This is a genomic window from Clostridium gallinarum (genome assembly GCF_014836325.1).
GTDB classification, from domain to species: Bacteria; Bacillota; Clostridia; order Clostridiales; family Clostridiaceae; genus Clostridium; species Clostridium gallinarum.
Map to the genome: position 1 here is coordinate 19,300 of NZ_JACSQZ010000025.1, position 25,705 is coordinate 45,004.

A 25,705-nucleotide genomic window follows, 5' to 3' on the forward strand; every position below is an offset into this window, starting at 1 on the left:
TAATGTAGACATATTAAGAAATAGTGTATAGAATTAAATATGCTATTTTAGAATTTTAAATGAAGGGAAGGGTGCAACATGTCAAAAAATAAGATACTTGTTCTTGGAGCTGGGTATGGTGGTGTTCACGCTGCTAAGAAATTAGCTAAAAAATACAAGAAAAATAATGATGTGGAAATAACTTTAATTGATAAAAACCCATATCATACTTTAATGACAGAGTTACATGAAGTTGCAGGGGGAAGAGTTCACCCTGAATCAGTTCAAGTTGAACTATGTAAAATTTTTGGTAAAACAAAGGTTAATGTTGTTACAGATTTAATAGAAAAGGTTGATACAGATAAAAAGCTTGTAAAAACTACTCATGGAGAGTTTTCATATGATTATCTTATAGTTGGAACTGGTAGTGAACCAGCATTCTTTGGGGTTCCAGGAGTAAAGGAAAATGGTTTTACTCTTTGGTCATTTGAAGATGCTATGAAAATAAGACATCATATTGAAGATATGTTTGCTAAGGCAAGCTTAGAAAGAAATGAAAAGAAGAGAAGAGCAATGCTTACGTTTATAGTAGCAGGTTCAGGGTTTACAGGTATAGAAATGGCTGGAGAACTTCTTGAGTGGAAAAGTAGACTAGCTAGAGAATACAATGTAGATGAATCAGAAGTTACTTTAAAAGTTGTAGAAGCTATGGGAACTATCTTAAATATGTTAGATAGAAAGCAAGCAGATAAAGCTGAAAAGTACATGGTTAAGCATGGAATGGAAATATTAAAGAATTCTCCAATAGTTGAAGTTACTGAAGATCAAGTAATCTTAAAGAGTGGAGAAAAGATTGATACTAGAACATTAATTTGGACATGCGGTATTCAAGGAAATCAAGATGCTAAAGAATATGGATTAGAAACAGCTAGAGCAGGAAGATTACAAACTAATGAATTTATGCAAGCTGTAGGTAAAAAAGACGTATTCGTAGTTGGAGATATGGCTTACTTTGAAGAAGAGCCAGGAAAAGGAACTCCACAAATAGTTGAAGCAGCAGAGCAAACAGCAAACACTGCAGTTAAAAATATAATTGCTTCAATAGAAAATAAAGAAATGGAAAAATTCAAGAGCAGCTACCATGGATTTATGGTTTCAATTGGTGGAAGATACTGTGTTGCTAACTTAATGGGAGTAAAATTATCAGGCTTCATAGCTATGGTAATGAAGCATTTAGTTAATATGTACTACCTATGGGGAGTAAATAATATAAATGCTGTATATAATTATTTACAACATGAATTCTTCACAATGGAAGATAAGAGATCTGTAATGAGAGGTCATTTATCATCAAAAGCAAATAGATTATGGTTAGTTCCATTAAGAGTATATATTGGTTGCTTATGGTTAATTGAAGGTTTAAAGAAATTACTTGGAGATTCTACTTGGGAATCTATGTGGAATGCTAGTAGTATAAATGGATTCTTTAATAAAATTACTATTGGTTCAGATAGCTGGGTTAAAGCAGGTAATGTAAAAATGCCTTTTGCTTGGTTACAAGATGCAACATCAGGTGCGTCAGCAGCTGGGGAAGCAGCAACTGAAACTTTAACTCCAATACTTAAAGAAGTACCAGGATGGTATTCAGCAATAATGGAAATTATGATGCCAAATCCTGAAGTTGCAGTTTGGTTCCAAAGAATAGTAGTATTAATGGAAATTGGTATGGGATTATGCTTAATAGCTGGTCTATTTACATTTATATGTAGTGCAGTTTCAGCAGGAATGACAGTTAACTTTATATTATGTGCTATGGCTGGTTGGGACATATTATGGTTCACATTTGGCTCAATTGCATTAATGGGTGGAGCTGGTAGAACATTTGGATTAGATTATTATGTTATGCCTTGGATTACAAAATTAGCAGATAATTTCTGGCATGGAAAGAAAACACCAGTGTATAAAAAAGCACAATAATAGATGAAATATTTTGATAATACATGTATAATGAACTTTATAGGGCTGCCTTGTGGCAGCCTTATAAAGTTGAATTATATATTCATCTAATATTTATAATGGAGATTATTATTATGTTTAAAAAATTAGATTTTGTTATTATTGCTGTATTAATGGTGCTTTCCTTTTTACCTGAGATAATACTAGGAGCATCTGTTGGAAAAGGCTTAAATAATACATATGCAGAAATAACAGTGGCAGGGAAGCTATACAAAAGAGTACCCTTATCAGTTCATACTGGTGAAGAGATAATAGAAGTAAACACAAAATGGGGTACTAATATTGTTGAAGTAAAAGATAATAAAATAGGTATAATAGATGCTGATTGCCCTGATAAGGTTTGTATGAATCCAGCATATATTGAGAAGGCAGGAGAAAGTTTAGTGTGTCTTCCTCATAAAGTAATGATAGAAATTAAGGGTGAATTAGAAGAGGATATTATTTTATCGTATTAAGGAGAAGTTATGAAAAAAACTAGTAGAATAGTATATATAGGATTATTAGTAGCTCAAGCACTGGTTTTACATATAGTTGAGAGATCAATTCCTGTCCCATTTATAACACCTGGAGCTAAATTAGGGCTCGCAAACTTAATTACTGTAATTGCTTTATATACATTAGATAGCAAAAAGGATGCGTTTTTAGTATTATTTTTAAGACTTACACTTGGAACTATGTTTGGCGGTAATTTATCATCATTTATGTATAGTGCATCTGGAGGAATATTAAGTTTTCTATCTATGTGCATAGTAAAAGATTTATTTAAAGATAAGGTTAGTATAATTGGGGTAAGTTCTGCAGGGGCTATATTTCATAATGTAGGACAATTAATAATTGCATCATCAATAGTAAAGAATATAGGTGTGATGCTATATTTACCTATATTATCAACTATAGGTATAGGAACGGGTATATTTATAGGAATAACAGCTAATTATGCTGTATCACACTTAAGAAAAATTCCAATGTTTAAAGTATAAATATCTATGATATAGATAAAATCACTAAGAAGGTGGGGATTAGAATGGACAATATTTGGAACAATTATCCTGAGTTAAAACAAGAGCTTACTAATGTTGTAGATTTAATGAAGAAAAATGTTAAATGTAAAGATAAAAAAATAGAAAATTCAATAATAGAGTTAATTGAATCGGGTGGTAAGCTATTAAGACCTGCTTTTGTTTTAATAGGAGCAAAATTTGGTGATAATGATATAGAAAAATCAATTCCTACTGCAGCGGTAATAGAAATGCTACATATGGCTACTTTAGTTCATGATGATGTAATAGATGATTCAAAGCTTAGAAGGGGGAAAGAAACTATCCAATCTAAATATGGAAAGGATTATGCAGTATATATAGGTGATTATCTTTTTTGTGTATGCTTTAAAATACTTGCAACAAATTCCTCATTACAATCAATAAAAGTTGATTCAAGAGCAATGTCTAAGATATGTATGGGAGAAGTAAACCAATTAAATTCTAGATTTTCTATGAAGCTATCTGTTAAAGATTATTTAAGTAGAATATCTGGAAAAACAGCAGAGTTATTTTCAATTTCACTATATTTAGGTGCAGCTGAGTGTGGTGCTGATACTAAGCTTGCAAAGGAACTTGGAAATATAGGACATAATTTAGGAATGGCATTTCAAATAATAGATGATATTTTAGATTATGAAGGTAGCGATAAAAGTATAAAAAAATCAGCAGCGAATGATTTAAAGCAAGGTATATATACACTTCCTTTAATTTATGCCTTTAAAAATAATAAAGATGTATTTAAAGATGTGTTAGGGAAAGAATATTACTCTGAAGAAGAAGTAAAGGAAATAATAAACTTAGTCAGAGAAAATAAAGGAATAGAATTCGCTAAGGAATTAGCAGAAAAATATATGAAAAAATGCTTTAAGGGAATTGATAAGCTTCCTGATAATGAATATAAATATGTGTTAAAAGAAATAGCAGAGTGGCTATTAAAGAGAACATACTAAAAGGTTACTTAATTTAAGTAACCTTTTAGTATGTTTTTTAATTTTTTAACAAATTCAGAGTTAACTTTATAAAAAGAATCTAAGTAACACATATAAAGAGGCAAAGAAATTGTTAAATCTTCTATATCAATAATTTTAATATTTGATAACGAATTATAATTATAATAAATACTTGCTGGTATGAAAGTAGCAGCTTTACTAGAAGAAACTCCATTTAAAGCAGAAAAATAAGAATTTGTGCTATATAGAATATTAGCATTATTAAAAGTTTGAGCATTGCAATTTAATTCATCAAATATTTTATTTCGTAAACAACTTTTATTTGAAGTAAATATTAATGGTAATTCAAATATTTGTTCTTTTTTTATGCTATTAATAGGAAAACTTTTATCAGCAACTAATATTATCTTATCAGTACCTATTAGTTTGGAAACAACTCCAGGAACATTTCCAGGTTCATTATAGCATATAAAAATATCACATAGATTATTTAATAAGCTTACTTTAGAACAACAATCTACATTTTTCAAACTAATTGTATGAGATGGAAATTGTTTTTTTAGTTTAGAAATAGTCATAGGTAAAATTGTTAAACCTATAGATTCAACTGATTCAATAGAAATAAACTTTTCCTTATTTATTGAGTTTAATAGTTCTTCTTGCATTTTATTATAAGAGTTTAATATTGATTCTGTATATTTAAAAACTATTTCGCCTTCAGGAGTTAAAGATACCCCCTTATTTGTTCTATCAAATAACTTTACATTAAGCTTATTTTCTAACTTAGAAATTTGTTGACTTAGTGCAGATTGTGAAATATGCGAATTTTTTGCAACAGTTGAAATACTTTTAGAATTAGCAACTTGAAAAAAATAATTTAAACTATCAATATGCATAACAATCTCCTATTCAATAATTTATATATTAAATTATTATATTATAATAATTTACAAAAAGCAAAGAATTTAGTAGGTTATATAATATAAGTATATGTTATAAAGAATAGTAATAAGTAGATTATTAATTGAAATATAGATATAATATATATATTTAGGATGTGATAATATGTTAGCAAAAAGCAAAAAAGTAACTTTTTTATTATCAATATTTTTAGTTATAATTTTAGGCGCACTATTTCTAAGTAAAACTAATAAGGATTATTTAAAAGGTGAAATTATTCTATGGAGTGAAGATAAATATTATTCTTATTTTTTAAACATAGCTAAGGAGTTTAAGGATACTCATAAGAAAGTTGATATAAAGATTGTTAATGTAGATGAAGAAGAGTATTTAAATAAGCTATTAACAACAGAAAAGAAAGAACTGCCCAATATAGTTCAGTTAAATTTAAAAGAAATTAATGAAGTTAGAGATAAATTCTATTTCTTTGAAGAAAATAAAAATATTATTGAAATATATAAGAAAAATTTTAGTGATGCAAGATTGCAAGAAGTTGAATTTGAAGATAATTATTATGGTATTCCTTTTGAATCTAAGCCACTAGCCTTATATGTAAGGGGGGACATATTAGAGAAATATGGATATGAAGCTGAGGATATAAACACTTGGAATCAATTAATTAATATAGGAACGGATATAAAAACTAAAACTTCAGGAAAAATAAATATATTTTTTAGTAAGGATAGAGATAATATTTATTCTTTAATGTTAGCAGAACTAATTAATAGTGAAGGTAATATAAAAAATAATGAGGATGTTTTAAAAGAAATTAGTAATATATATAAAGTTGAATATTTAACAGAAGATAATAATTATTTATTTAGAATTGATTCTTTAGATTTTTATAATGATTTAATAAATGAAGATATTGATGGGAAATGGATATGTAAAAATCCACCTAGCTTTAAAAGTGGTGAAAATAAGTTTTATGATTTAGGTGGAGATAGTATTGTTGCTTTAAATATAAATAATAAAAATACAGAACTGATTAAAGAATTTATAGCCTATTCAGCTACAAATAAAGAGCTACTTTCTAAAGAATTATTAGAGGGAAACTTTTTTCCAAGTTCTCTTTATGCATTAAGGGGAAGATATGGAGAAAAAGATAATAAAAACATAGAAGGGACTAGCCCTTTCTTAATACTTATGAATATTGTAGAAAGGGCTCCAAGAATAGAAAATTATGATGAGTTTAAAGAAAAGTTAATTGAAATTAATAATAATTAAGATTTATAAAATTTTTCATAAGCCTCTAAAGTTTTCATGGCAGTATTTTTCCATGAAAATTGGAGGCTTCTTTCATATCCTTTATTAGCTAAATCTAATTTAAGAGAATCATTATTCAATAAATTAATAAGGGCTTCTTCTAATTCAAATTTATTAAATGGATTAATTAAAATTGCAGCATCTCCAGTAACTTCAGGTATAGATGTAATATTAGAGGTAATTACAGGAGTTTTACAACTCATAGCTTCTAAAGGTGGAAGCCCAAATCCTTCATAAATAGATGGATATATAAAGGCCTCAGCTCCATTATACAAAGTTGGAAGTAAGTCATCTTCTACAAATCCAGTGAATATAATATTATCTTTAGAAGATAAATCTTTAGTAAGCTCTACTAATTTTTTTCCTTCATCTTTGATAGATCCAGCCAAAAGTAAAACATGAGGTTCTTTTAAATCTTTAGAAATTTTATCAAAAGATAAAATCAGATCTTTTGCATTTTTTCTTGAGCTAAATCCTCCTATGTATAAGATATAAGGTTTATTAAAATTATATTTTTCTCTTATAAAATTTTTACAGCTAGCTTTATCTAAGGGTTTAAAGTTAGAGTTAGCAGCTAAAGGTGTAACAAAAACTTTATCCTCAGGAATATGATTAAAGAATTTTAAAATATCTTTCTTAGAATATTCAGATACTGTAAGTATTCCCTTTGATTTATCTATTATTGAAGGCATTAATCTAAGAAATTTTTCTAAATAACCCCTTCCAGTAGTTTCGGGTAATACATAAGGAATTAAATCATGAATTGTTACTATACAATTTGTAACATAAGTATCAGAAAAACCAATTCCGTTTTGAGGGATATGGTGTATATCTATATCATTATTCTTTAAAAAATTGGGGAAATAGTAATTTTCATAAAATACTCCATGTTTTTTAGATGTAAAAACTATTTTACAGTTATCCCTTTTATAATTTTCATAATTTTTACCTGTCCAAAAAAGTAAATAATTATTTTTTTTATCTATATCAAGAAGTTCTTTAACTAGGTTTTCGGTGTAAGTGCCAATACCTGTTCCGTTATATAAATTAATCCCCCGAGCATCTATAGATATGTTCATAGTTCTCCTCCTAATTTTATAATATATATTATAGATATTATGAATGGGTTAATTCTATGATTATAAACACAATAAAATAAGGGTTGTCATATAATAGCATAGAAGAAATCTTAAGGAGAATCCCATGGATCTTTCATATATAAAGAATGAAATTGAAGATAATTATTTATTGGAATTAAGAACAATTGAAAAAGTGAAAAATAGCTATAAGATAAAAACTAATGAAGGGGATTATGGTATTAAAGTAATTAAATATCAGCATCCTCATTTTTATTTTATATTTTCAGCAATGAATCATTTGAAGAAAAGAGGCTTTGAAAATATACCAGAAATAATTAGAACTAAAAATAATCAAGGTTATATAAAGCTTGGAAATAATTATGCTTATTTAAATAGATGGATTGATTCAAGAAGCTGTAATTATAAAGATTTAGAAGAATTAAAATTAGCTACAGAAACCTTAGGGATTTTACACAATAAAAGTCAGGGGTTTTCATTAAATAAATTTATGAAGCCTAGAGTAGGATGGTTTTCTTGGATAAATGTTTTCGAGACAAGGTGCAATGAAATATTAGATTTTAAGAAAAGGATATATCAAAAAGCTTATAAAACAGAATTTGATGAAATTTATTTAAATAATTTAGATGAAGAAATAGAGAGAGGAAAAAAAGCTATAGAGGAACTTAAAAGAAATAGATATGTTGAAATTATGGAAAAGGAAGTCCTTAAAAGAGGATTTTGCCATCATGATTATGCTTATCATAACGTTCTTATAAATAAAAATAAGGAAATTAATATTATTGATTTTGATTATTGCATATTAGATACACATATACATGATTTATCATCTCTTTTAATTAGAGCTATGAAGGATGGAGGCTGGAGTAAGGAAAAGGCAAGAGTTATATTAAATGCATATTCAAATGTTCATAGTTTATTTGATGAAGAAGTAAAGCTTATGAAGGGCTTTATAGGATTTCCACAAGGATTTTGGCAAATTGGACTTCAAAAGTATTGGGAACAACAACCTTGGGGAGAAGAGGTTTTGATAAATAAATTAAATAAGTATTTAAGTGATAGAGAAAATAGAGATAAGTTCTTGATAGATTTTATTCCATAGGGGGGAGAAAATGCAAAGAATAGAGTTAAATTCATACTTAGAAGAGAAGGGGATTTATATAACAAATAAAAAGATACCTAGGGATAAAAGTGAAGAAGATAATAATATACTTAAGCAAATAGAGAATATAGTTTATTTTCATAATCAAATAGGTCCATATAAAGAGAATTTACTACCTAGAATAGGAGGGGCTATAGGTAAGGAAATAAATAATTATTATAATCAAATAATATTGCTAGATAAATATTTAAACATTATTGAAAAAAAGGAAGATTTAAATTCTTTAGATTTTTATTTTATAAATAGGGGCGAAAGTTTAATTAAGCTAGGGAGAAGAGTTTTAGATAATATATATTTGAATAATTTTAGAGGTCTTATTGAAAGAAGTATGAAAAATTATGAAGTTTGTTTAACTAGAGTAGATGAAGGAAATTTGAAAGTAGATATAGATGGGAAAATAGTAATTGGGACTATAAGGTACTTAACATACAATTTAAAAGAACATGATGTGTATTCTTATATAAAAAAGCTAAAAAGGCGTCAAATAAATTTAAAAGTAGAAGAAGTTATAAATTATTATATTGAATTAAGTAATTTAAAAGATGATAGTAGAGAATATTTAAAGGCTTTGGCATCATTTCCAAATGAGGAGCTTAGAATAATAGAAAAATATATTCAAGGAAAATTTATTTGTGATGATAAGGAAATATTAGAAAATTTATATGTGGCTAGAAATATAGATGCTAAGGGAATAATTATTTAATGGGGGTAAATATGAATAAGTTTAGATATGTGGACAATGATATATTATGCAAATATGATTTAAGTGAAGAGTTCTTTAGTAAGTTAGATTTTGATATAGAAGATATGATACCTTTAAGGAAGGTTTTCATATTAATAACCAATGAAGGTAAAAAAATATTAAAACTTATAGATTCCTCAGAAGAAAGAATAGAATTTATAAATAAAGCTTTAAAATACACTTCTTCTAAATATGAAGATTTATTAAGTTATTATGAAAACAAAGAAGGGAAAATAATTTATGAATCTATAAAAAATAAATATGTTATTTTAAATATGATAGAGGGGAGAGAGGTTACCTTTAGCAATCCTGTTGAAATAGAAATGTGCACTAAGGCTATGGCAAACATGCATATAGCTTCAAGAGGAATATTTAATGTATTACAAGCTGACATAGTAAAGGGGAATTTAGGAGAATATTTACCTTATGAATTTAGCAAGGCAAAAGATGATCTTGTGAGTATAAAGGAATATGTATTAAGATTTAGGCACAAAGTTGAGTTTGATGAAATATTTTTAGAAAATGTTGATAATAAAATTGATGAAATACAAAAATCTATAGAACTTATGGCTATGTGTAATTATAACACCTTATTAGAAGATTTTAATAAAAGGGTTCTTTGTCATAATGATTTAGCACATCATAATTTTATAGTAGATGGAGATAAGATAAAGATAATAGATTTTGATTATTGCAAAATAGATACAAGAGCTGTTGATATATCTAATTTTGCTTTAAAGGTGATAAAAAGCACTTATTATGATATGGACACTTTTAAGATTATAATAGACAATTATAATTCTATAGATAAATTATCTAAAGATGAAATTAAATTAATTTATTCAATTTTAAGTTTCCCAAGAGATTTTATAACAATAGTTAGAGATTATTATTATAAGCAAAAAAAATGGGAGTATGAAGTTTTCTTAAATAGATTAAATGATAAAGTTAAAAATGAAGTGCATAGAAAAGAATTTATAAATAAGTTTATATTAGATTTAAATGAATATTTTTATTAATAAATTTAGGAGCTGTTTTTTTACAGCTCCTAAATTTATACTAACCTTTAATAATTTCACTATAAGCTTTTATTGTAGATTTAGCTGTTATATTCCATGAGTATTTTGAACTTTGAATAAGTCCTTTTTTAATCATTTTAGCTCTAAGAATATTATCTTTTAAGACTAATTCTATTGAATTTTTTAATTCATTAATATCGTAAGGGTTAATTAATAAAGCAGAATCATAACATATCTCAGGAAGAGAAGTTACGTTAGAAGCTATAACAGGAGTACCACAAGCCATTGCTTCTAAAGGAGGAAGACCAAATCCTTCATAAAAAGAAGGGTAAACTAATAGTTCTGAAGCGTTATAGAAAATAGGTAAATTTTCAAGAGGTATAAAATCTGTAAAAATAACTGAATCCTCAATATGAAGTTCTATAGCTCTATTTTTATAGAGATTATATGAAATACCTTTCTTCCCTGTTATGACCAATTTAAGATTTTTCCTTATATCTTTTGGTAGGAGGGAAAAGGCTTCAATTAATCCTGTGATATTTTTTCTGGGACTAAAACCACCAACATAAAGTATAAAATCTTCTTTAATATTGTATTCTTTTTCTAATATTTTTTTGCATTGACACTTATCTAAAGGTCTATATATATCCTCAGCAGCAAGATGTGTTACAAAAATTTTATTCTTAGGAAAATTAAATTCTTTTGCTATATCTTGCTTTGAAAATTCAGAAACTGTTAATATTCCATCACAATTATTAATAATTTCAGGAAGTTCATTGTTAAAAATATATAAATAACGATCGCTAACTGTTTCTGGCATTCTCAATGGGATTATATCATGCAAAGTAATAGCCTTGTGACAATTAATATTAGCGTTTAGACCAACTCCATTTTGAGGAACATGGTAAAGATCTATATTATTATCATTTAAAATATTTGGTACTCTAACTTCATCCCAAAAGTTTGTTGAAGCTGTAGCTCTAACTAACTCTATATTGAAATTATCACTTAAATCTAGAGCTGAATTTTCCGGCAAAAAAACTAAGTAATCATTATTATTATCAACTTTATTAATACTATTGATAAGCTGATAAGTGTATGTTCCTATACCCGTTCCTCTATACCATTTTGCAGCTCTACCGTCTACGCCTATCTTCATGATTTAATCCTTTCACATTGTTTTTAATTTATTATATTAAACTTAGGAATAAAATGTTAATAAAAGAGTAAATATAGTCATATAAATATAAAGGGGGTGATGGTTATGATGAGAGAATTTGAAATAGAAAGACAGTTTGACATCAAAATAGAAACTTTAAAAGCTAATAAAGGAGTTTACTATTTAAAAACAAATAAAGGTGAAAAGTGTTTGAAAAAAATTAATTATGGGCCACAAAAGTTGCTGTTTGTTTACGGTGCAAAGGAACATTTAATAAACAATGGTTTTAGTGCTGTTGATAAATATCATTTGAACATAGATGGGGAACCTTATGCCCTAGTAAATGAAGATCTCTATACTTTATCAGAATGGATTGAAGGAAGAGAGTGTGACTTCCATAACATAGACGAGGTGAAATTAGCAGCGAGAACTTTAGCAAAGCTACATGAGGCATCTAAGGGATATGATCCACCTGATAACTCTAAATTAAAGAGTGATTTAGGAAGATGGACCCATCTTATGAGTAAGAGAATTAAGTCTTTAGATAAGATGAGAGATATGGTAAGAAAGAAGAATAATAAAAATGAATTTGATTTACTATATATAAAGTCCTTAGAGTTTTACAAGGGAATTGGTAAAAAAGCCTTAAAAACTTTAGAGGAGTCAGATTATGAAAAGTTGTGTGAAATAGCACAAGAGGAAAAGAGTTTTTGTCACCATGATTTTACTTATCACAATATAATTTTAGATGGAAACAATGAATGTAATGTAATAGATTTTGATTATTGTAAAAGAGAAGTTAGAACCTTCGATATATCTAATTTTATGATTAAAGTATTAAAAAGAGTAGATTGGGATATTGATTTTGCAATTGCTATTATAGATTCATATAATGAGGTTTCACCATTGTTAAATAGTGAATATAAAGTGTTATATGCTTATCTACAATTTCCACAAAGATATTGGAGACTTGCTAATAGATATTATTATAATGAAGTTAACTGGGGTCAAAATACCTTTGGAGGAAAGTTACAATCTATTATAGACGAACAAGAAGTTATGCTTAATTTCTTAAATAAATTTAAAGAAAAATATAATTTAGAATAAGGGCTGTCGAAAGACAGCTCTTATTCTAAGATTAAAACAATTAATAGTGTAAAAATTAAAAATCACTTTAAGATAGTAAAATATTCAAAATATCATTAATTTATTTATGTACCAATGGAGAAAATTCGACATAAGATATTATAAAACAATACTAAGAGGTAGAAGAATGAAAGTAGGGGACTTAGTAGTAAGAAAATCTTATGATAAAGATATAACATTTAGAATTATTGATATTAAAGAAGATGGATTTGGGAAAAAGATATATATTTTAAAGGGAATAAGTATAAGGATAATTGCTGATTCAAGAAGTGAGGATTTAGAAATTGTAGAGGATGAAAGTGCAGGAACAAAGGAGAAAATATTAAATAGAAGAGTTGAGGAGGCTATAAAGAAGGCTGTTTCTATGAGAGGAGATGTTGAAGCTACAAATGCAATAAATAATGCATGTAGAGGTAATAAGTCATCAAAATACCAGCCTAAAAAGGAATTGATATTTGGAAGACCGGGAAAAATTCTTCATATAGATGGAGATAGTGAATATTTAGAAACATGCTTAAAAGTATATAAACAATTATCCTTAGATGCTGTAGGAAGAGCTGTGCCAGAAAGTAAACAACCAGAAATTATAGTTGATTTAGTTAAAGAAATTAAACCAGATATAGTTGTATTAACAGGACATGACAGTGTATTAAGAATTCCTGATGATTATTTGAACTTAGAGAATTACAGAAACTCTAAGTATTATATAGATGCAGTTAAAGCATTGAGGAATTATAACTCAAGTTATGATGAATTAGTTATTTTTGCAGGAGCCTGTCAAAGTTGTTATGAATGTATGTTAGATGCTGGAGCTAATTTTGCAAGCTCACCAAATAGAGTTTTAATTCATTGCTTAGATCCTGTATTAGTATGTGAAAAAATAGCCTTTACAAGAATTGATAAAGTAGTTTCAATAACAGATGTTATAGATAATACAATAACCGGTATAAAAGGAATAGGTGGATTACAAACTAGAGGAAAGTATAGAGAAGGATATCCTAGATCTCCATATATTTAAAAAATAATGATATATAAAAATTAAATGTATAAAACCATAGAAATGAGGAATAATAGTAAATGTATAAAAGAGAGAGAAAAAAAGGCAAAACTTAACATTGACAATTCTTTTGTAAGGTGGTAAAATTATAACTTTTACTTGACACAAATTGGATTAAAGTGTATAATTATAATTAAGAAAGAAGGTGTTTATGTGGAAAGTGTTAAGACTATCGAGTCTATAAAGAGAAACATAGAGAATCATATAGGAGAAAAAGTAACTTTAAAGGCAAACGGTGGAAGAAAAAAGATCCTTATAAACAACGGAGTAATAGAAAGTGCACATCCAAGCATTTTTGTGGTGAGATTAGACAATGATATTCCGAGAAAGGTAACATATAGTTATTCGGATGTATTAACAAAGACAGTACAATTATATTTTGCATTATAGGATTAGAGCTCAACATATAGAGCTCTAATTTTTTTCTTTTTTTTAATAAAAAAAAGAAAGATGGTGGGTTTCCATCTTTCAACTATGGTATAAAAGGGTATTGAGAATTTATGAGAGGTTATATGGTCAATAACCATATTTATAATACGACATATTTAAACTGGTGTCAACATATTTTTTAAAAAAAATTAGAAGTAAAAAGAAAATATATAATATTTATCGTAAAATTCGACATATAATTAGATAAATAGTACTTTCATGTAAAAAAGAGTAATAAAAATGTAGAAATTTGAAAAAAATATTTTTGAAGCAAATGGATAATTATTGAATAAATATATATAGTCAGCAATATATTTATTAATAGGTATCGTATGGGAGGGATTATATGTCACAAATAGATGTAATAAAAGAAAGTGTCCGCTATGAGCAATTACTACGAGAAGGTTTAAAAAATCAAGCTGTAAAAGGTGAGCATTTATTAAGAGATTCACAGTATCCTGATATGAAAGAAGTATTAGGAGTAGATGCAAAAGCTACTATAACTAACCAAGAAATAGTTGGAGATAAGGTTATGGTAGAAGGGAACTTAGATTATATAATTTTTTATGTATCTAAAGAAGAAATTACTGATGATTCACCAACAAATAAAATACATTCCGTTATTTTTAATGATAAGTTTTCGAATTACTTGGATCTTAATAACGATGAACATAATACTGTATGTAATGTTGAGTGTGAATTAGAACATATTGAAGCTAACTGGATGAATGAAAGAAAAGTTAGTATTGATGGAATATTAACTTTAAAATGGGAACTTTATAAAAATGGTGAGTTTGAATATGTTAAGGATATTGAAGGAAAAGAAGATGTTCAAACAAAAAAGGAAATTGAAACTTTAAATGGAATTAAAGGCGAAAAAGATATGGATTTAATGGGTAAGTCCATGTTGAAAGTTACAATGGATAAACCTGAAATAGATGAGATATTAAAGTGCGAGATGAATCTGCATAAAAAGGAAATTAAAGCAGTTGAAGGAAAAGTTTATGTAGGCTGCTATTGTAAGATATCTGTACTTTATAGAGGGAAAGATAATAAAGAGTTTGAATATATAGAAGATGATATATATTTATCTAAAGAAGAAGAGTTAACAGGAATAAATGGGGAAATGATAAGTACATTAGAATTAGCAATTGTAGATGAACAATATACTGTAAATTTAGATGATGTTGGTGAAAATAGAGTTATAAATGTTGAATTCCTTGTGAAGGGTAATATTAAAGTTTATTCAAATGAACAAGTTGAAATATTAAAAGATGCTTACTCGCCAACAATGAATTTTGAATTAGATAAAGGAAATAAGGAACTTACTTTAATCCATTCTATATTTAATTCAGAAGTTACGGCAAAGGGAATATTAGAAATTAATAATAAAGAAGATAGGGTAGAGGATGTAATAATAGTATCTGGACAGCCTATTATAAAAGATAAGATAGTGGAAGATGACAGAGTAAAAATAGAAGGTGTAGTTAAGTCTTATATAGTATATAAAATATCAGGAGAAGATTTTAATTATGGAGTTTTAGTAGGGGAGATTCCTTTTAATTCTAATATTGACGTTAAAGGATTAAAAAGGGATATGAATGTTGTTATTAAACCTTACTTAGAAAATATAGATGCTGGAGTAGAAGGTAATGCAGTATCTGTTAAAGCTACTATAGGGCTTTGTATTAAAACCTATCATAACATTACTAAAGATTATATAATAGGAATTTCTGAAGGGTCTGATGAAATAAAAGAAAAAAAAGCATCTGTAATAATATATGTAGTTGGAGATGGAGAGACTCTTTGGGATTTAGCTAAAAAATATAACACAACTATTACTGAATTAGAAAGATTAAATGACTTAGAAGAAAATGGAGAAATAATCTCTGGAACTAAGCTAATTATTCCAGGAAGAGCAATATTTTAAAATTATAATATAATTTAAATTTAAAAAGACTGTAATGTAATCTTAAGAATACATTATGGTCTTTTTTTATTTATATGAAAGTATAAAGAGTTGTGTCTTGTTATTAACTATTTATACTTTTCATCATTAAGTTTTGAAGTGTTATTGTGAATAATATTGACTTTAGGTGGATAAAATAAGAAATGCATGATAAGAGGTGAAAATATGGCAGAAAAAATAAAAGGTGATTTAATTATTATAGGTGGCGCTGAGGATAAAGAAGGCGATAAAGAAATTTTAAAAAAGGTATGTAATTCTATAAATAAGGATAAAGATATCATACTGATTGCAACAATTGCAACTGAATATCCTAAAGAGGCTTTTAAGAAATATAAGAAGATTTTTGAAAATTTAGGAGTTAAAAATATAAAAGGTTTAAATGTAGAAGAAAGAGAAGATTCTTTAAATGAAAATAATATTAGATTGATAGAGGAAGCAGAGCTTATATTTTTTACAGGTGGAGATCAATTAAGAATAACTAGCTTAGTTGGTGGAACTTCTATTTATGATGCTTTAAAACGAGCTAGTGAAAATGGATGTATGATAGTTGGTACTTCAGCAGGAGCATCTGTTATGAGTGATACTATGATTGTTAATGGAGAGGATGAAGAATCTCCAAGAAAATTTACATTAAAGATGGCACCAGGATTAGGACTTTTAGAGGGTGTGATGATAGATCAACACTTTGCTCAAAGAGGAAGAATAGGGAGGCTATTAACAGGAATAGCTCAAAATCCTGAAGTTTTAGGGGTTGGTATTGATGAGGATACAGCTCTATTAGTAAGAGATAATGGAGATGCACAAGTTATAGGAAGTGGAGCAGTTTATTTTTTAGATGCTAGAAATATAACTTATAGCAATGTTTCAGAACAAAATTATAATGAAGTATTAAGTATGTTTAATGTGAAATTACATGTATTAAAAGAAGGAGATAAATATAATCTCTTAAGTAGGTTACCTTTTGAGGAGGATAAAAGTAAAAATGAAAGTAATAGACACTAGAGTCTTTAAAGGAAAAAATATCTATTCCCTTAAGAAATGTATTAGAATGGATGTTGATTTACAGGGGTATTGTGAAACACCTAGTAAAGATATTGAGGATTTTAATTTTAATTTAGTTAATATGATTCCGGAATTAAGAACTCATAGATGTGGGATTGATGAGGATGAAGGATTTATAAAAAGGCTTAAAGAAGGCACGTATTTAGCTCATATTTGTGAGCATATAATTATAGCTATTCAAAATAAGTTAGGTATAGATGTTCATTATGGAAAGTCTAGAGAAATAAAAGATGACCACTATTATATAGTTTTTCAATACATTTATGAAAATACAGCCTTGGAAATAGCTAATTTGGCTATAGATATTATCAATGCTTTAATTAATAAAGTGCCAATTAATTATGAAGAAAGAGTAGAATTTTTAAAAGAAATTTTAAGTAATGAAATTCTTGGGCCGAGTACTAAATCGATTTGTGATTATGCTGAAGAAATAGGGCTTCCAATAATTAAGTTGGGTAATGGTGAGTACTATCAAATAGGGTATGGAAAGCAGGGAAAAATAATAGAAGCTTCTATAGGACCAAATACAAATTGTGTGTCAGTTGATATTGCTTGTAATAAAATGTTAACCAAAGAGTTATTAAGTGCTCAAAACATACCTGTAGCTAGAGGAAGTAAAGTTAACAATATAATTAATTTGTTAAAGGAAGCAGAAGAAATAGGATACCCTGTAGTTCTTAAACCTCAATTTGGGAATAAGGGTAATGGTGTCTTTTTAAATTTAAAAAATGAAAAAGAATTGTTAAATGCATATAGAAAGATTAAAGATAAATTTAAGGATATTATTATAGAAAAGTATCATAGTGGAAGTGATTTTAGAGTTTGTGTAGTTAATTATAAAGTTGTTGCTGCATCTCTTAGAATACCTCCATTTGTAATAGGAAATGGGATAGATACAGTATTTGAACTTATAAATAAATTAAATGAAAATAGTATGAGAGGCGAAGATCATGAAAAGCCTTTAACTAAAATAAAAATAGATGAAGATGTAATAGAATGTTTATCAGAACAAGAAAAAACTTTAATGGAAGTTTTAAATAAGGATGAAAAAATTTATTTAAGAAGAAATGCAAATTTATCTACTGGTGGAGAAGCTATAGACTATACAGATGAAATTTGTATTGAAAATATAAAACTATGTGAGAGAATAGCTAAGATTTTAAAATTAGATATATGTGGGATAGATATATGTTCTGATAGTTTGAGTAAACCTCTAGATAATAATAGTGTTGTAATGGAAGTAAACGCTGCTCCGGGTTTGAGAATGCATTTAAATCCTAGTAAAGGAAAACCAAGGAATATAGGAAAAGAAATTGTAAATATGATGTATAACGATAAGCCTTATAATATTCCTGTAATCTCAGTTACTGGTACTAATGGAAAAACAACTACAACCAGATTAATAAGTCATACTCTTTCTAAAATGGGATATTGTGTTGGGATGACAAGTAGCAGTGGAATTTATATAAATGATGAGTGTATGGATAGTGGAGATGATACAGGTTTTGAAAGTGCAAAGTCAATTCTTTTAAACCCTGAAGTAGATATTGCTGTTTTAGAAACTGCTAGAGGAGGCATTATTAAAAAAGGTTTAGCTTATGATTTAGCTGACGTTGCTGTAATCACCAATATAAGAGAAGATCATCTTGGAATTGATGAAATAAATACTATGGAAGATCTTTGTTATGTAAAATCATTAATTGGAGAAGCAGTTAAAAGTGATGGATATGTTGTAATAAATGCTGATGATAATTTGAGTAAGACTATTTTAAATAGAATAAAGAGTAAAAAGGTATATTTTACATTAGATTCTAATAATGAAGTATTAAAAAATATAAATGAAGAAGATGTTTATGTATATTTAGAAAATGATGAAATAGTTATAATAAATGAGAAGAAAAAATATAATTTATGTAATGTTAATGAAGTGCCTATAACAATAAATGGAATTTTAAAGTTTAATATAGAGAATATTTTGGCTGCAACAAGTGCTTTAGTTGCAATGAAAATAGATTATTGTATGATAAAAAATGGAATTACAACTTATTTATTGAATTCTAAAATGAATTCTGGAAGATTTAATTGTTATGATGTAAATGGAGTGAATGTTATATTAGATTATGGTCATAATGCTGATGGGTACAATGCTGTATTAGAATGTGTAAAAAAGATGAAAAGTAAAAAACTATTTGGAATAGTTGGAATACCAGGAGATCGATTGAATAAATCAGCAGAAGAAATTGGTGCAATATCTGCAAGATATTTTGATTATATTATGGTTAAAGAAGATAAAGATTTAAGAGGAAGAAATTCAGGGGAAATAGCAGGGTTAATTGTTAATGGAATAGTTAAAGAAGATAAAAATAAAAAATATGAAGTAATTTTAAATGAAAAAGAAGCTTTAATAAAAGTTTTAAGTATGGCTACTAAAGGAGATACTGTAGTTATTTTCTTTGAAGATTTGAAATCTTTAACAGATATAATTGAAGAATATATTAGTTATAAAAATAAAATATTAAATAATAGGTATGAAGCGTTAAATTAAACAATGTCTTCTAGTTTACTATATTATTAAAAAAATATATAATAAAAATAAACTTCAGAGTTAAACTCTGAAGTTTATTTAAAATTATTTAGTTGAAAGGAAATAAAAGTATGAGAATAAAGGCTTATGCTAAAATAAATATATCCTTAGATATAATAGGTAAAAGAGAAGATGGATATCATCTATTAGAGATGATAATGCAGGCTATAGATTTATATGATGAAATTAATATAGAAAAGCAAAAAGAAGGTATTTCAATTAAATGTAATAAACCTTATGTACCTACAGATGAAAGAAATTTAGCTTATAGAGCAGCAAAAATATTTATGGAAAAATACAATATAAATAGTGGAGTCTCTATAAATATTAAAAAGAATATTCCTGTATGTGCAGGATTAGCTGGTGGGAGTACGGATGGAGCTGCTGTATTAAAACTTATGAATAAATTTTTTAATGTTAATGCTAGTGATGAAGAACTTATGGAATTAGGGTTGAAACTTGGTGCTGATGTTCCTTATTGCATAAAGGGTGGAACTGCTTTATGTAAGGGGATTGGTGAAGATGTAACAGAATTAAGTGGCTTTAAGGATAAAATTGTGGTTTTAGTTAAACCACCTTTTGGAGTTTCAACTAAAAGCGTATATCAAGAATTTGATTTAAATAAAGTAAGAAGCCATCCGAATACGGATTTGTTAATTAAAGCTATTGAGGATAATGATTTACATTTAGTTTCAAATAATATGAAAAATTTATTGGAAAATGTAACATTGAGAAAGCATAAAATTTTAATTAATATAAAAGAAGAAATGAAAAGATACGGAGCAAGTGGGACTATGATGAGTGGTAGTGGCCCGACTGTTTTTGCTTTCTTTGATGATATGTTAAAGGCTCAAAAGTGTTTTGAAAAAATGAAAACTAGATACAATGATGTATTTATAACAAGAACAATTTAAAAAGTAAGTATAAACCTCCTTAAAAGTGGCAAAGATTAATTCTATAGGGGGTTTTGATATGAAGAAGATTATTTTAGTAATTATAGTTATGTTAATAAATACAGGTTTTATTAGTTGTACAAATTTAAATGGTAGAGAAAATGTAAGTTATAATGATGAATTAGTATATGAGGATATAGTTAATGAGATTATTAGATTTCATGTTATAGCTAATAGCAATTCAGAAGAGGATCAAAACTTAAAGTTAAAGGTTAGGGATAAAGTAATTGAGTTTGTTTCATATAATTTGAAAGATTGTACAAGCATAGATGAATCTAGGGAATTTATTATAGATAATAAATCAAAAATAGAAGAAATAGCTAAAGAAGTAGTAAAAGAAAATGGATATTCATACGATGTTACTAGTGCTTTATCAAGAGAAAATTTTCCGGATAAAGTATATGGAGATGTAATTTTTCCTCAAGGAGAATATGAAGCTTATAGAATTCTTATAGGAGAGGCAAAGGGAGAAAATTGGTGGTGTGTTATGTTTCCGCCTTTGTGTTTTGTTGATGGTACTAAAGAAGTTGTAGATTCTAATAAGATAATAAATTCTTTAGAGAGTAATAAAGATGAAGATTCTAATAAAAATAAAGTAAAATTTAAGTTTAAAATATTTGAAATTTTGTTTAAAAATAAAGCTTGATTAAATTAGAATAAATAATTAAACTATATGATATGTATAAAGGAAAAAAAAGCAAGAGCTTAATGAAAGGGGGACCTAGATAAATTTTATTGTTTATCTAGAATCTATATGAGAAAAAAAGCAGTTATATCTTTAAGAAGTTTTAATGATTTAGATAAAGATGATGTAATAGAAGTTGTAACTCCAGGTGAGTTTTTAGTGACTGATAATGGATTTAAAGCTATATATGAAGAAACAGAGTTATCAGGAATGAGTGGAACTACAACAACGCTAACTATGCTAGATGATAAGTTAGTTCTTGAAAGAGAAGGAAACATAAGTGCTAAAATGGATTTTAAAAAAGGAGAAACTTCTGTATCTTTATATAATACTCCTTATGGAGTTTTAGACCTACAAATTCATACTGAAGATTTGAATGTTAATATAAATGAAAATGGAGGAGACATTACAGCTGAATATTCTATGGAATTAGCTGGACAACCACCTATTACAACTAAATTAGCAGTAAAAGTTAAAATAAATTAAATAAAAGATAAGTTGTCTTTATGGCGACTTATTTTTTATTTAATTATAATTTTTAAAAATAAGATTATAATTTTGTGAATAAATTAAGTGATAGCTGGGGATAATATAGAAAAATAAGGGGGTGAATTTCTTTTGAGATATAGTAATGGTCTTGATAAAGTTACAATAGTGATGAATGTATTAGCTTCTTATTTAGAAGTTGATATGAGTGAGATGTCAAAGGAGTTAAGAAAAAGAGAAAATAGGTATATATTTCTTTTATTACTTAAAAATTATAAGTGTCTACAAAAAGATAGGGCGAAGGAAGCTTTGGAAATAATAAGCGATAAAAGTTATAAAAGCAATATGGATAAAGCTCAAGAGAAGTTTCTTGTGAATAAAGAATTTAGAGAAAGGTATTTTGAAATACAAGAAGGATTAAATAAGATAATATAAAAATAAAAACAAAAATAAAACAAAAAAATATAGATTTTTTGTTTTATATATGATATCATATCACTTATTGAATTTAGACATTATAAACCCATCATAAATAGTGAGGTAATTATGATTATATCAAATATGGGGATTAGTGTCAAGAAAATAAATAAATTTTATTTTTTTGGAGGAAGAGAATGAAAACTAAGTATGTATTTGTTACTGGAGGAGTTGTATCTTCATTAGGAAAAGGAATAACAGCAGCGTCATTAGGTCGTTTATTAAAAAATAGAGGATTAAAAGTATCTATACAAAAATTTGATCCATATTTAAATGTTGATCCAGGTACTATGAGTCCATATCAACATGGAGAAGTTTTTGTTACTGATGATGGAGCGGAAACAGATTTAGATTTAGGTCATTATGAAAGATTTATTGATGAAAATTTAAGTCAAAACAACAATGTAACTACAGGTAGAATTTATTGGTCTGTTATATCCAAGGAAAGAAGAGGCGAATACTTAGGTGGAACAGTTCAAGTAATTCCTCATATAACTAATGCTATTAAAGAAAGAGTATATAGAGTTTCTAAAGAAAAAGAAGTAGATGTAGTTATAACTGAAATAGGAGGAACTGTAGGAGATATAGAATCCCAACCTTTTTTAGAAGCTATAAGACAAATAAAGTATGAAGTTGGAAGAGAAAATGTTTGTTTCATTCATGTTACTTTAGTACCTTATCTTGGAAAGGCTGGAGAGTTAAAAACCAAACCTACTCAACATTCTGTTAAGGAATTAAGAAGTATTGGTATTCAACCAGATATAATTGTATGTAGATCACAAAAGGAATTAACTGATGACTTAAAAGCTAAGATAGGATTATTCTGTAATTTAGAAGCAAAGTGTGTTATACAAAACTTAGATGCTGAACATTTATATGAAGTTCCATTAATGTTACATAAAGAAGGCTTAGACAGATTAGTTTGTGAAAAATTAGAACTAGGATGTAGAGATATAGATAATAGTCAATGGATTGATATGGTTAAAAAAGTTAAAAATTTAAAAGAAAATGTAAAAATTGCATTAGTAGGAAAATATGTAGAATTACATGATGCTTATATATCTATAGTTGAAGCATTAAATCATGGAGGATTAGCTAATGATTCTAATGTAGAAATAAAGTGGATTAATGCGGAAGAAGTTAATGAAAAAAATAGTGAGGAATTATTAGGAGATTGTCATGGGATATTAGTTCCAGGTGGTTTTGGTGATAGAGGGATAGAAGGTAAAATAGAAGCGATAAGATACGCAAGAGTTAACAAGAAGCCTTTCCTTGGTATATGTCTTGGTATGCAGTGTTCAGTAATTGAATTTGCAAGAAATGTACTAGGTTATAAAGGTGCTAATAGTGCGGAAATAGATTCAAATACAGAGTATCCTGTTATAGATATAATGCCAGATCAAAAGGATATTGAAGATTTAGGTGGAACAATGAGATTGGGGCTTTATCCGTGTAAATTAGATGAAGAGAGTAAAGCGTACGATGTATATAAAGAAAATTTAATTTATGAAAGACATAGACATAGATATGAGTTTAATAATGAGTATAGAAAAGCTGTAATAGAAAATGGTATGAGTATTACAGGTACTAGTCCAGATGGACGTTTAGTGGAAATTGTTGAAATAAAAGATCACCCATGGTATGTTTCTGTTCAATTCCATCCGGAATTAAAATCTAGACCAAATAGACCTCATCCTCTTTTCGTAGGATTGGTAAATGCTGCATTAAAACAAAAATAATAACAAAACTAAGGGGCTGGAAAATTCAGCTCCTTAATTTTATATTTATAGTAAAAATATAAAAATACAAAAGAAAAAACACGCACATTAAATGCAAAATCATGGGGTAAAGTTTGTTTTAAAACGAAAGTTAAATGAGAAAAATAAGAAAAGGTTTTGAAATTAACATCAAATAAATAAATTTTATATAAATAATTTAAAAAATTTTCAATAATATCGAGCATTTATTGAGAAAGTTATTAAAAGATATGAGAAGTAGATTTAACTCTAGTATAAGTAAGTAAAATAGATATATAATATAAAGTGTAAGAAGAAATTATTAATTTTATGTAGTACTTTGTTTAACGAGTATTGCTATATATTATTTTTATGGAGGGATTTTTAATGAAAAAAAAGTTAATAGCACTAACACTTTCAGCTCTTATGATAACAGGCTTGGTAGGCTGTGGAAATAGTGAAACAGCAAAAAAGAGCCTTAAGGTAGGTATGGTTACTGATGCTGGAACTATTGATGATAAGTCATTTAATCAAGGAACTTGGGAAGGGATTTTAAAGGCTGAGGAAGAACTTGGAATTGACAGTAGTTATTTAAAGCCGTCAGGAAATACAGAGGCAGATTATATGAAGGAAATAGGAAACCTTTATGATGCTGGTTATAAGTTTATAGTAACTCCTGGATTTAAATTTGAAACTGCTTTATTCCAAGCACAAGATAAATATCCAGAAGCAAAATTTGTTATTATAGATGGCTCACCTAACAATGGTAAGGATGGAGAAGAAAGAGTAGAAAAAGTTGGTGATAATACTATTGCTATATATTTCGCAGAGCAAGAAGCTGGGTTTGCAGTAGGAGTTGCAGCAGCTCTTGAACTTAAAGAAGGTGAATTAGGATTTATTGGTGGTATGAAGTTACCTGCAGTTCAAAAATTTAATTGGGGATTCCAACAAGGAGTTAAGTATGCCAATGAAAATTTAGGAACTAATATGAACATAAAAAAAGAAAATGTTGTTTACCAAGGAACTTTTGATAATGTAGCAGCAGGACAACAAATAGCAGCTACTATGTTCGATAATGGAGTTAAAGCTATATTTACTGCAGCTGGTGGAGTTGGAGTTGGTTCTATAAAAGAAGCTAAAGATAGAGCTACAAATGGTAAAGAAGCTTGGATAATAGGAGTTGACGTTGATCAATATCAAGATGGTGTTTATGATGAAGCTAACAATAAATCAATTATTTTAACTTCAGCAGTTAAAAAGGTAGAGGCAGCAGCATTTGATATGATTAAGAGTGAACTTGATGGAAACTTTAAGGGCGGACAAACTTTAGTCTTTGATGCAAAGAGTGGTGGAGTAGGTATTCCAGCTGAAAATCCAAATCTTTCAAAGGAAACACAAGATAAAGTTAATGAAGTTTTAGACCAAATTAAAGAAGGAAAAATTATTGTTTCAGATAAAGCAGACAATTTAATTGAACCTTAATAAATGATGATTTAAGGAAATTTAAGGGGTTATCCTTTAAATTTCCTTATTAGTATAAAAGGAAGTGGTGAATTATATGGATTATGTAGTAGAGATGCTTAATATTCGAAAAGAATTTCCTGGTATTATAGCAAATGATAATGTTACTTTACAACTTAAAAGAGGAGAAATCCATGCTCTTTTAGGAGAAAATGGAGCAGGTAAATCTACATTAATGGGAATGCTATTTGGAATGTATAGTCCAGATGG

General features: G+C 27.5%; 24 protein-coding genes. 21 read left to right on the forward strand and 3 right to left on the reverse strand.

Features of this window, described 5'->3' with window-relative positions; translation table 11 throughout:
* The first annotated feature begins 78 nt into the window (after positions 1-78).
* The 4 genes from H9660_RS08320 to H9660_RS08335 all read left to right on the forward strand — a co-directional run bounded on the left by H9660_RS08320 (position 79) and on the right by H9660_RS08335 (position 3,985).
* Positions 79-1,956 (forward strand): FAD-dependent oxidoreductase, encoded by a 1,878-nt coding sequence (locus H9660_RS08320; protein ID WP_191749915.1) that lies wholly within the window; start codon positions 79-81, stop codon positions 1,954-1,956.
* A gap of 113 nt (positions 1,957-2,069) precedes the next feature.
* On the forward strand, positions 2,070-2,450 hold the full coding sequence (locus H9660_RS08325) for a NusG domain II-containing protein (protein WP_191749916.1): 381 nt from the start codon (positions 2,070-2,072) through the stop codon (positions 2,448-2,450).
* A gap of 9 nt (positions 2,451-2,459) precedes the next feature.
* Positions 2,460-2,975 (forward strand): Gx transporter family protein, encoded by a 516-nt coding sequence (locus H9660_RS08330; RefSeq protein ID WP_191749917.1) that lies wholly within the window; start codon positions 2,460-2,462, stop codon positions 2,973-2,975.
* A gap of 44 nt (positions 2,976-3,019) precedes the next feature.
* Positions 3,020-3,985 carry a polyprenyl synthetase family protein gene (locus H9660_RS08335; protein WP_191749918.1) on the forward strand — a complete coding sequence of 322 codons (966 nt, stop codon included), beginning with the start codon at positions 3,020-3,022 and terminating at the stop codon, positions 3,983-3,985.
* Positions 3,986-3,993: 8 nt separating this feature from the next.
* Here H9660_RS08335 and H9660_RS08340 read toward each other — a convergent pair whose 3' ends face one another.
* Entirely contained in the window at positions 3,994-4,881 is an 888-nt protein-coding gene (locus tag H9660_RS08340) for a LysR family transcriptional regulator (RefSeq protein ID WP_191749919.1), read from the reverse strand.
* Positions 4,882-5,050: 169 nt separating this feature from the next.
* Between H9660_RS08340 and H9660_RS08345 the strand changes: the two genes are divergently transcribed.
* Complete coding sequence (locus tag H9660_RS08345; protein ID WP_191749920.1) at positions 5,051-6,172, forward strand: ABC transporter substrate-binding protein; 1,122 nt, start codon at positions 5,051-5,053, stop codon at positions 6,170-6,172.
* On the opposite strand, the gene H9660_RS08350 is transcribed toward H9660_RS08345, so the two are convergent.
* Positions 6,169-7,290, reverse strand: a complete 1,122-nt coding sequence (locus H9660_RS08350) for a glycosyltransferase family 4 protein (protein WP_191749921.1) — start codon at positions 7,288-7,290, stop codon at positions 6,169-6,171. The genes H9660_RS08345 and H9660_RS08350 overlap by 4 nt on opposite strands.
* Before the next feature lie 124 nt (positions 7,291-7,414).
* Between H9660_RS08350 and H9660_RS08355 the strand changes: the two genes are divergently transcribed.
* From H9660_RS08355 to H9660_RS08365, 3 genes are read left to right on the forward strand one after another with little or no spacing between them, the layout of a single operon-like run.
* A complete protein-coding gene (locus H9660_RS08355) occupies positions 7,415-8,410 on the forward strand; it encodes a CotS family spore coat protein (RefSeq protein ID WP_191749922.1) in 996 nt (331 codons plus the stop codon).
* 10 nt (positions 8,411-8,420) lie between these two features.
* Entirely contained in the window at positions 8,421-9,173 is a 753-nt protein-coding gene (locus tag H9660_RS08360) for a hypothetical protein (protein WP_191749923.1), read from the forward strand.
* 11 nt (positions 9,174-9,184) lie between these two features.
* Positions 9,185-10,231, forward strand: a complete 1,047-nt coding sequence (locus H9660_RS08365) for a CotS family spore coat protein (RefSeq protein WP_191749924.1) — start codon at positions 9,185-9,187, stop codon at positions 10,229-10,231.
* 40 nt (positions 10,232-10,271) lie between these two features.
* Here H9660_RS08365 and H9660_RS08370 read toward each other — a convergent pair whose 3' ends face one another.
* On the reverse strand, positions 10,272-11,390 hold the full coding sequence (locus H9660_RS08370; protein ID WP_191749925.1) for a glycosyltransferase family 4 protein: 1,119 nt from the start codon (positions 11,388-11,390) through the stop codon (positions 10,272-10,274).
* A gap of 105 nt (positions 11,391-11,495) precedes the next feature.
* On the opposite strand from H9660_RS08370, the gene H9660_RS08375 reads away from it, so the two are divergent.
* The 13 genes from H9660_RS08375 to H9660_RS08435 form a co-directional block, all read left to right on the forward strand.
* The gene (locus H9660_RS08375; RefSeq protein ID WP_191749926.1) at positions 11,496-12,497 is read left to right on the forward strand and encodes a CotS family spore coat protein; all 1,002 of its coding nucleotides are present in this window, start codon (positions 11,496-11,498) and stop codon (positions 12,495-12,497) included.
* Positions 12,498-12,663: 166 nt separating this feature from the next.
* Positions 12,664-13,554: a sporulation peptidase YabG gene (yabG, locus tag H9660_RS08380; RefSeq protein ID WP_191749927.1), complete on the forward strand. Its 891-nt coding sequence runs from the start codon at positions 12,664-12,666 to the stop codon at positions 13,552-13,554.
* Between the two features lie 192 nt (positions 13,555-13,746).
* Positions 13,747-13,983 carry a Veg family protein gene (locus tag H9660_RS08385; protein ID WP_191749928.1) on the forward strand — a complete coding sequence of 79 codons (237 nt, stop codon included), beginning with the start codon at positions 13,747-13,749 and terminating at the stop codon, positions 13,981-13,983.
* A 385-nt stretch (positions 13,984-14,368) separates the two neighbouring features.
* Positions 14,369-15,952 carry a DUF3794 and LysM peptidoglycan-binding domain-containing protein gene (locus H9660_RS08390; protein WP_191749929.1) on the forward strand — a complete coding sequence of 528 codons (1,584 nt, stop codon included), beginning with the start codon at positions 14,369-14,371 and terminating at the stop codon, positions 15,950-15,952.
* A gap of 204 nt (positions 15,953-16,156) precedes the next feature.
* Positions 16,157-16,993 (forward strand): cyanophycinase, encoded by an 837-nt coding sequence (locus H9660_RS08395; RefSeq protein ID WP_191749930.1) that lies wholly within the window; start codon positions 16,157-16,159, stop codon positions 16,991-16,993.
* A complete protein-coding gene (gene cphA, locus H9660_RS08400) occupies positions 16,974-19,598 on the forward strand; it encodes a cyanophycin synthetase (protein ID WP_191749931.1) in 2,625 nt (874 codons plus the stop codon). The genes H9660_RS08395 and cphA overlap by 20 nt, the downstream gene beginning before the upstream one ends.
* Before the next feature lie 110 nt (positions 19,599-19,708).
* Positions 19,709-20,551, forward strand: coding sequence for a 4-(cytidine 5'-diphospho)-2-C-methyl-D-erythritol kinase (gene ispE / locus H9660_RS08405; RefSeq protein WP_191749932.1), 843 nt, complete (start codon positions 19,709-19,711; stop codon positions 20,549-20,551).
* 58 nt (positions 20,552-20,609) lie between these two features.
* Positions 20,610-21,236 (forward strand): stage II sporulation protein R, encoded by a 627-nt coding sequence (spoIIR, locus tag H9660_RS08410; protein ID WP_191749933.1) that lies wholly within the window; start codon positions 20,610-20,612, stop codon positions 21,234-21,236.
* 108 nt (positions 21,237-21,344) lie between these two features.
* Complete coding sequence (locus H9660_RS08415; RefSeq protein ID WP_191749934.1) at positions 21,345-21,761, forward strand: YwiB family protein; 417 nt, start codon at positions 21,345-21,347, stop codon at positions 21,759-21,761.
* A gap of 132 nt (positions 21,762-21,893) precedes the next feature.
* The gene (locus H9660_RS08420; protein ID WP_191749935.1) at positions 21,894-22,196 is read left to right on the forward strand and encodes a hypothetical protein; all 303 of its coding nucleotides are present in this window, start codon (positions 21,894-21,896) and stop codon (positions 22,194-22,196) included.
* Between the two features lie 179 nt (positions 22,197-22,375).
* Positions 22,376-23,977: a CTP synthase gene (locus tag H9660_RS08425; RefSeq protein WP_191749936.1), complete on the forward strand. Its 1,602-nt coding sequence runs from the start codon at positions 22,376-22,378 to the stop codon at positions 23,975-23,977.
* A 384-nt stretch (positions 23,978-24,361) separates the two neighbouring features.
* Positions 24,362-25,456: a BMP family lipoprotein gene (locus H9660_RS08430; RefSeq protein WP_191749937.1), complete on the forward strand. Its 1,095-nt coding sequence runs from the start codon at positions 24,362-24,364 to the stop codon at positions 25,454-25,456.
* Between the two features lie 76 nt (positions 25,457-25,532).
* On the forward strand, positions 25,533-25,705 hold a 173-nt coding region (locus tag H9660_RS08435), incomplete at its 3' end, for an ATP-binding cassette domain-containing protein (RefSeq protein ID WP_191749938.1).

Coding starts and splice junctions, on each gene's coding strand:
- H9660_RS08320 (WP_191749915.1), top strand. CDS start 79: ATGTCAAAAAATAAGATACTTGTTCTTGGAGCTGGGTATGGTGGTGTT.
- H9660_RS08325 (WP_191749916.1), top strand. CDS start 2,070: ATGTTTAAAAAATTAGATTTTGTTATTATTGCTGTATTAATGGTGCTT.
- H9660_RS08330 (WP_191749917.1), top strand. CDS start 2,460: ATGAAAAAAACTAGTAGAATAGTATATATAGGATTATTAGTAGCTCAA.
- H9660_RS08335 (WP_191749918.1), top strand. CDS start 3,020: ATGGACAATATTTGGAACAATTATCCTGAGTTAAAACAAGAGCTTACT.
- H9660_RS08340 (WP_191749919.1), bottom strand. CDS start 4,881: ATGCATATTGATAGTTTAAATTATTTTTTTCAAGTTGCTAATTCTAAA.
- H9660_RS08345 (WP_191749920.1), top strand. CDS start 5,051: ATGTTAGCAAAAAGCAAAAAAGTAACTTTTTTATTATCAATATTTTTA.
- H9660_RS08350 (WP_191749921.1), bottom strand. CDS start 7,290: ATGAACATATCTATAGATGCTCGGGGGATTAATTTATATAACGGAACA.
- H9660_RS08355 (WP_191749922.1), top strand. CDS start 7,415: ATGGATCTTTCATATATAAAGAATGAAATTGAAGATAATTATTTATTG.
- H9660_RS08360 (WP_191749923.1), top strand. CDS start 8,421: ATGCAAAGAATAGAGTTAAATTCATACTTAGAAGAGAAGGGGATTTAT.
- H9660_RS08365 (WP_191749924.1), top strand. CDS start 9,185: ATGAATAAGTTTAGATATGTGGACAATGATATATTATGCAAATATGAT.
- H9660_RS08370 (WP_191749925.1), bottom strand. CDS start 11,390: ATGAAGATAGGCGTAGACGGTAGAGCTGCAAAATGGTATAGAGGAACG.
- H9660_RS08375 (WP_191749926.1), top strand. CDS start 11,496: ATGATGAGAGAATTTGAAATAGAAAGACAGTTTGACATCAAAATAGAA.
- yabG (WP_191749927.1), top strand. CDS start 12,664: ATGAAAGTAGGGGACTTAGTAGTAAGAAAATCTTATGATAAAGATATA.
- H9660_RS08390 (WP_191749929.1), top strand. CDS start 14,369: ATGTCACAAATAGATGTAATAAAAGAAAGTGTCCGCTATGAGCAATTA.
- H9660_RS08395 (WP_191749930.1), top strand. CDS start 16,157: ATGGCAGAAAAAATAAAAGGTGATTTAATTATTATAGGTGGCGCTGAG.
- cphA (WP_191749931.1), top strand. CDS start 16,974: ATGAAAGTAATAGACACTAGAGTCTTTAAAGGAAAAAATATCTATTCC.
- ispE (WP_191749932.1), top strand. CDS start 19,709: ATGAGAATAAAGGCTTATGCTAAAATAAATATATCCTTAGATATAATA.
- spoIIR (WP_191749933.1), top strand. CDS start 20,610: ATGAAGAAGATTATTTTAGTAATTATAGTTATGTTAATAAATACAGGT.
- H9660_RS08415 (WP_191749934.1), top strand. CDS start 21,345: ATGAGAAAAAAAGCAGTTATATCTTTAAGAAGTTTTAATGATTTAGAT.
- H9660_RS08425 (WP_191749936.1), top strand. CDS start 22,376: ATGAAAACTAAGTATGTATTTGTTACTGGAGGAGTTGTATCTTCATTA.
- H9660_RS08430 (WP_191749937.1), top strand. CDS start 24,362: ATGAAAAAAAAGTTAATAGCACTAACACTTTCAGCTCTTATGATAACA.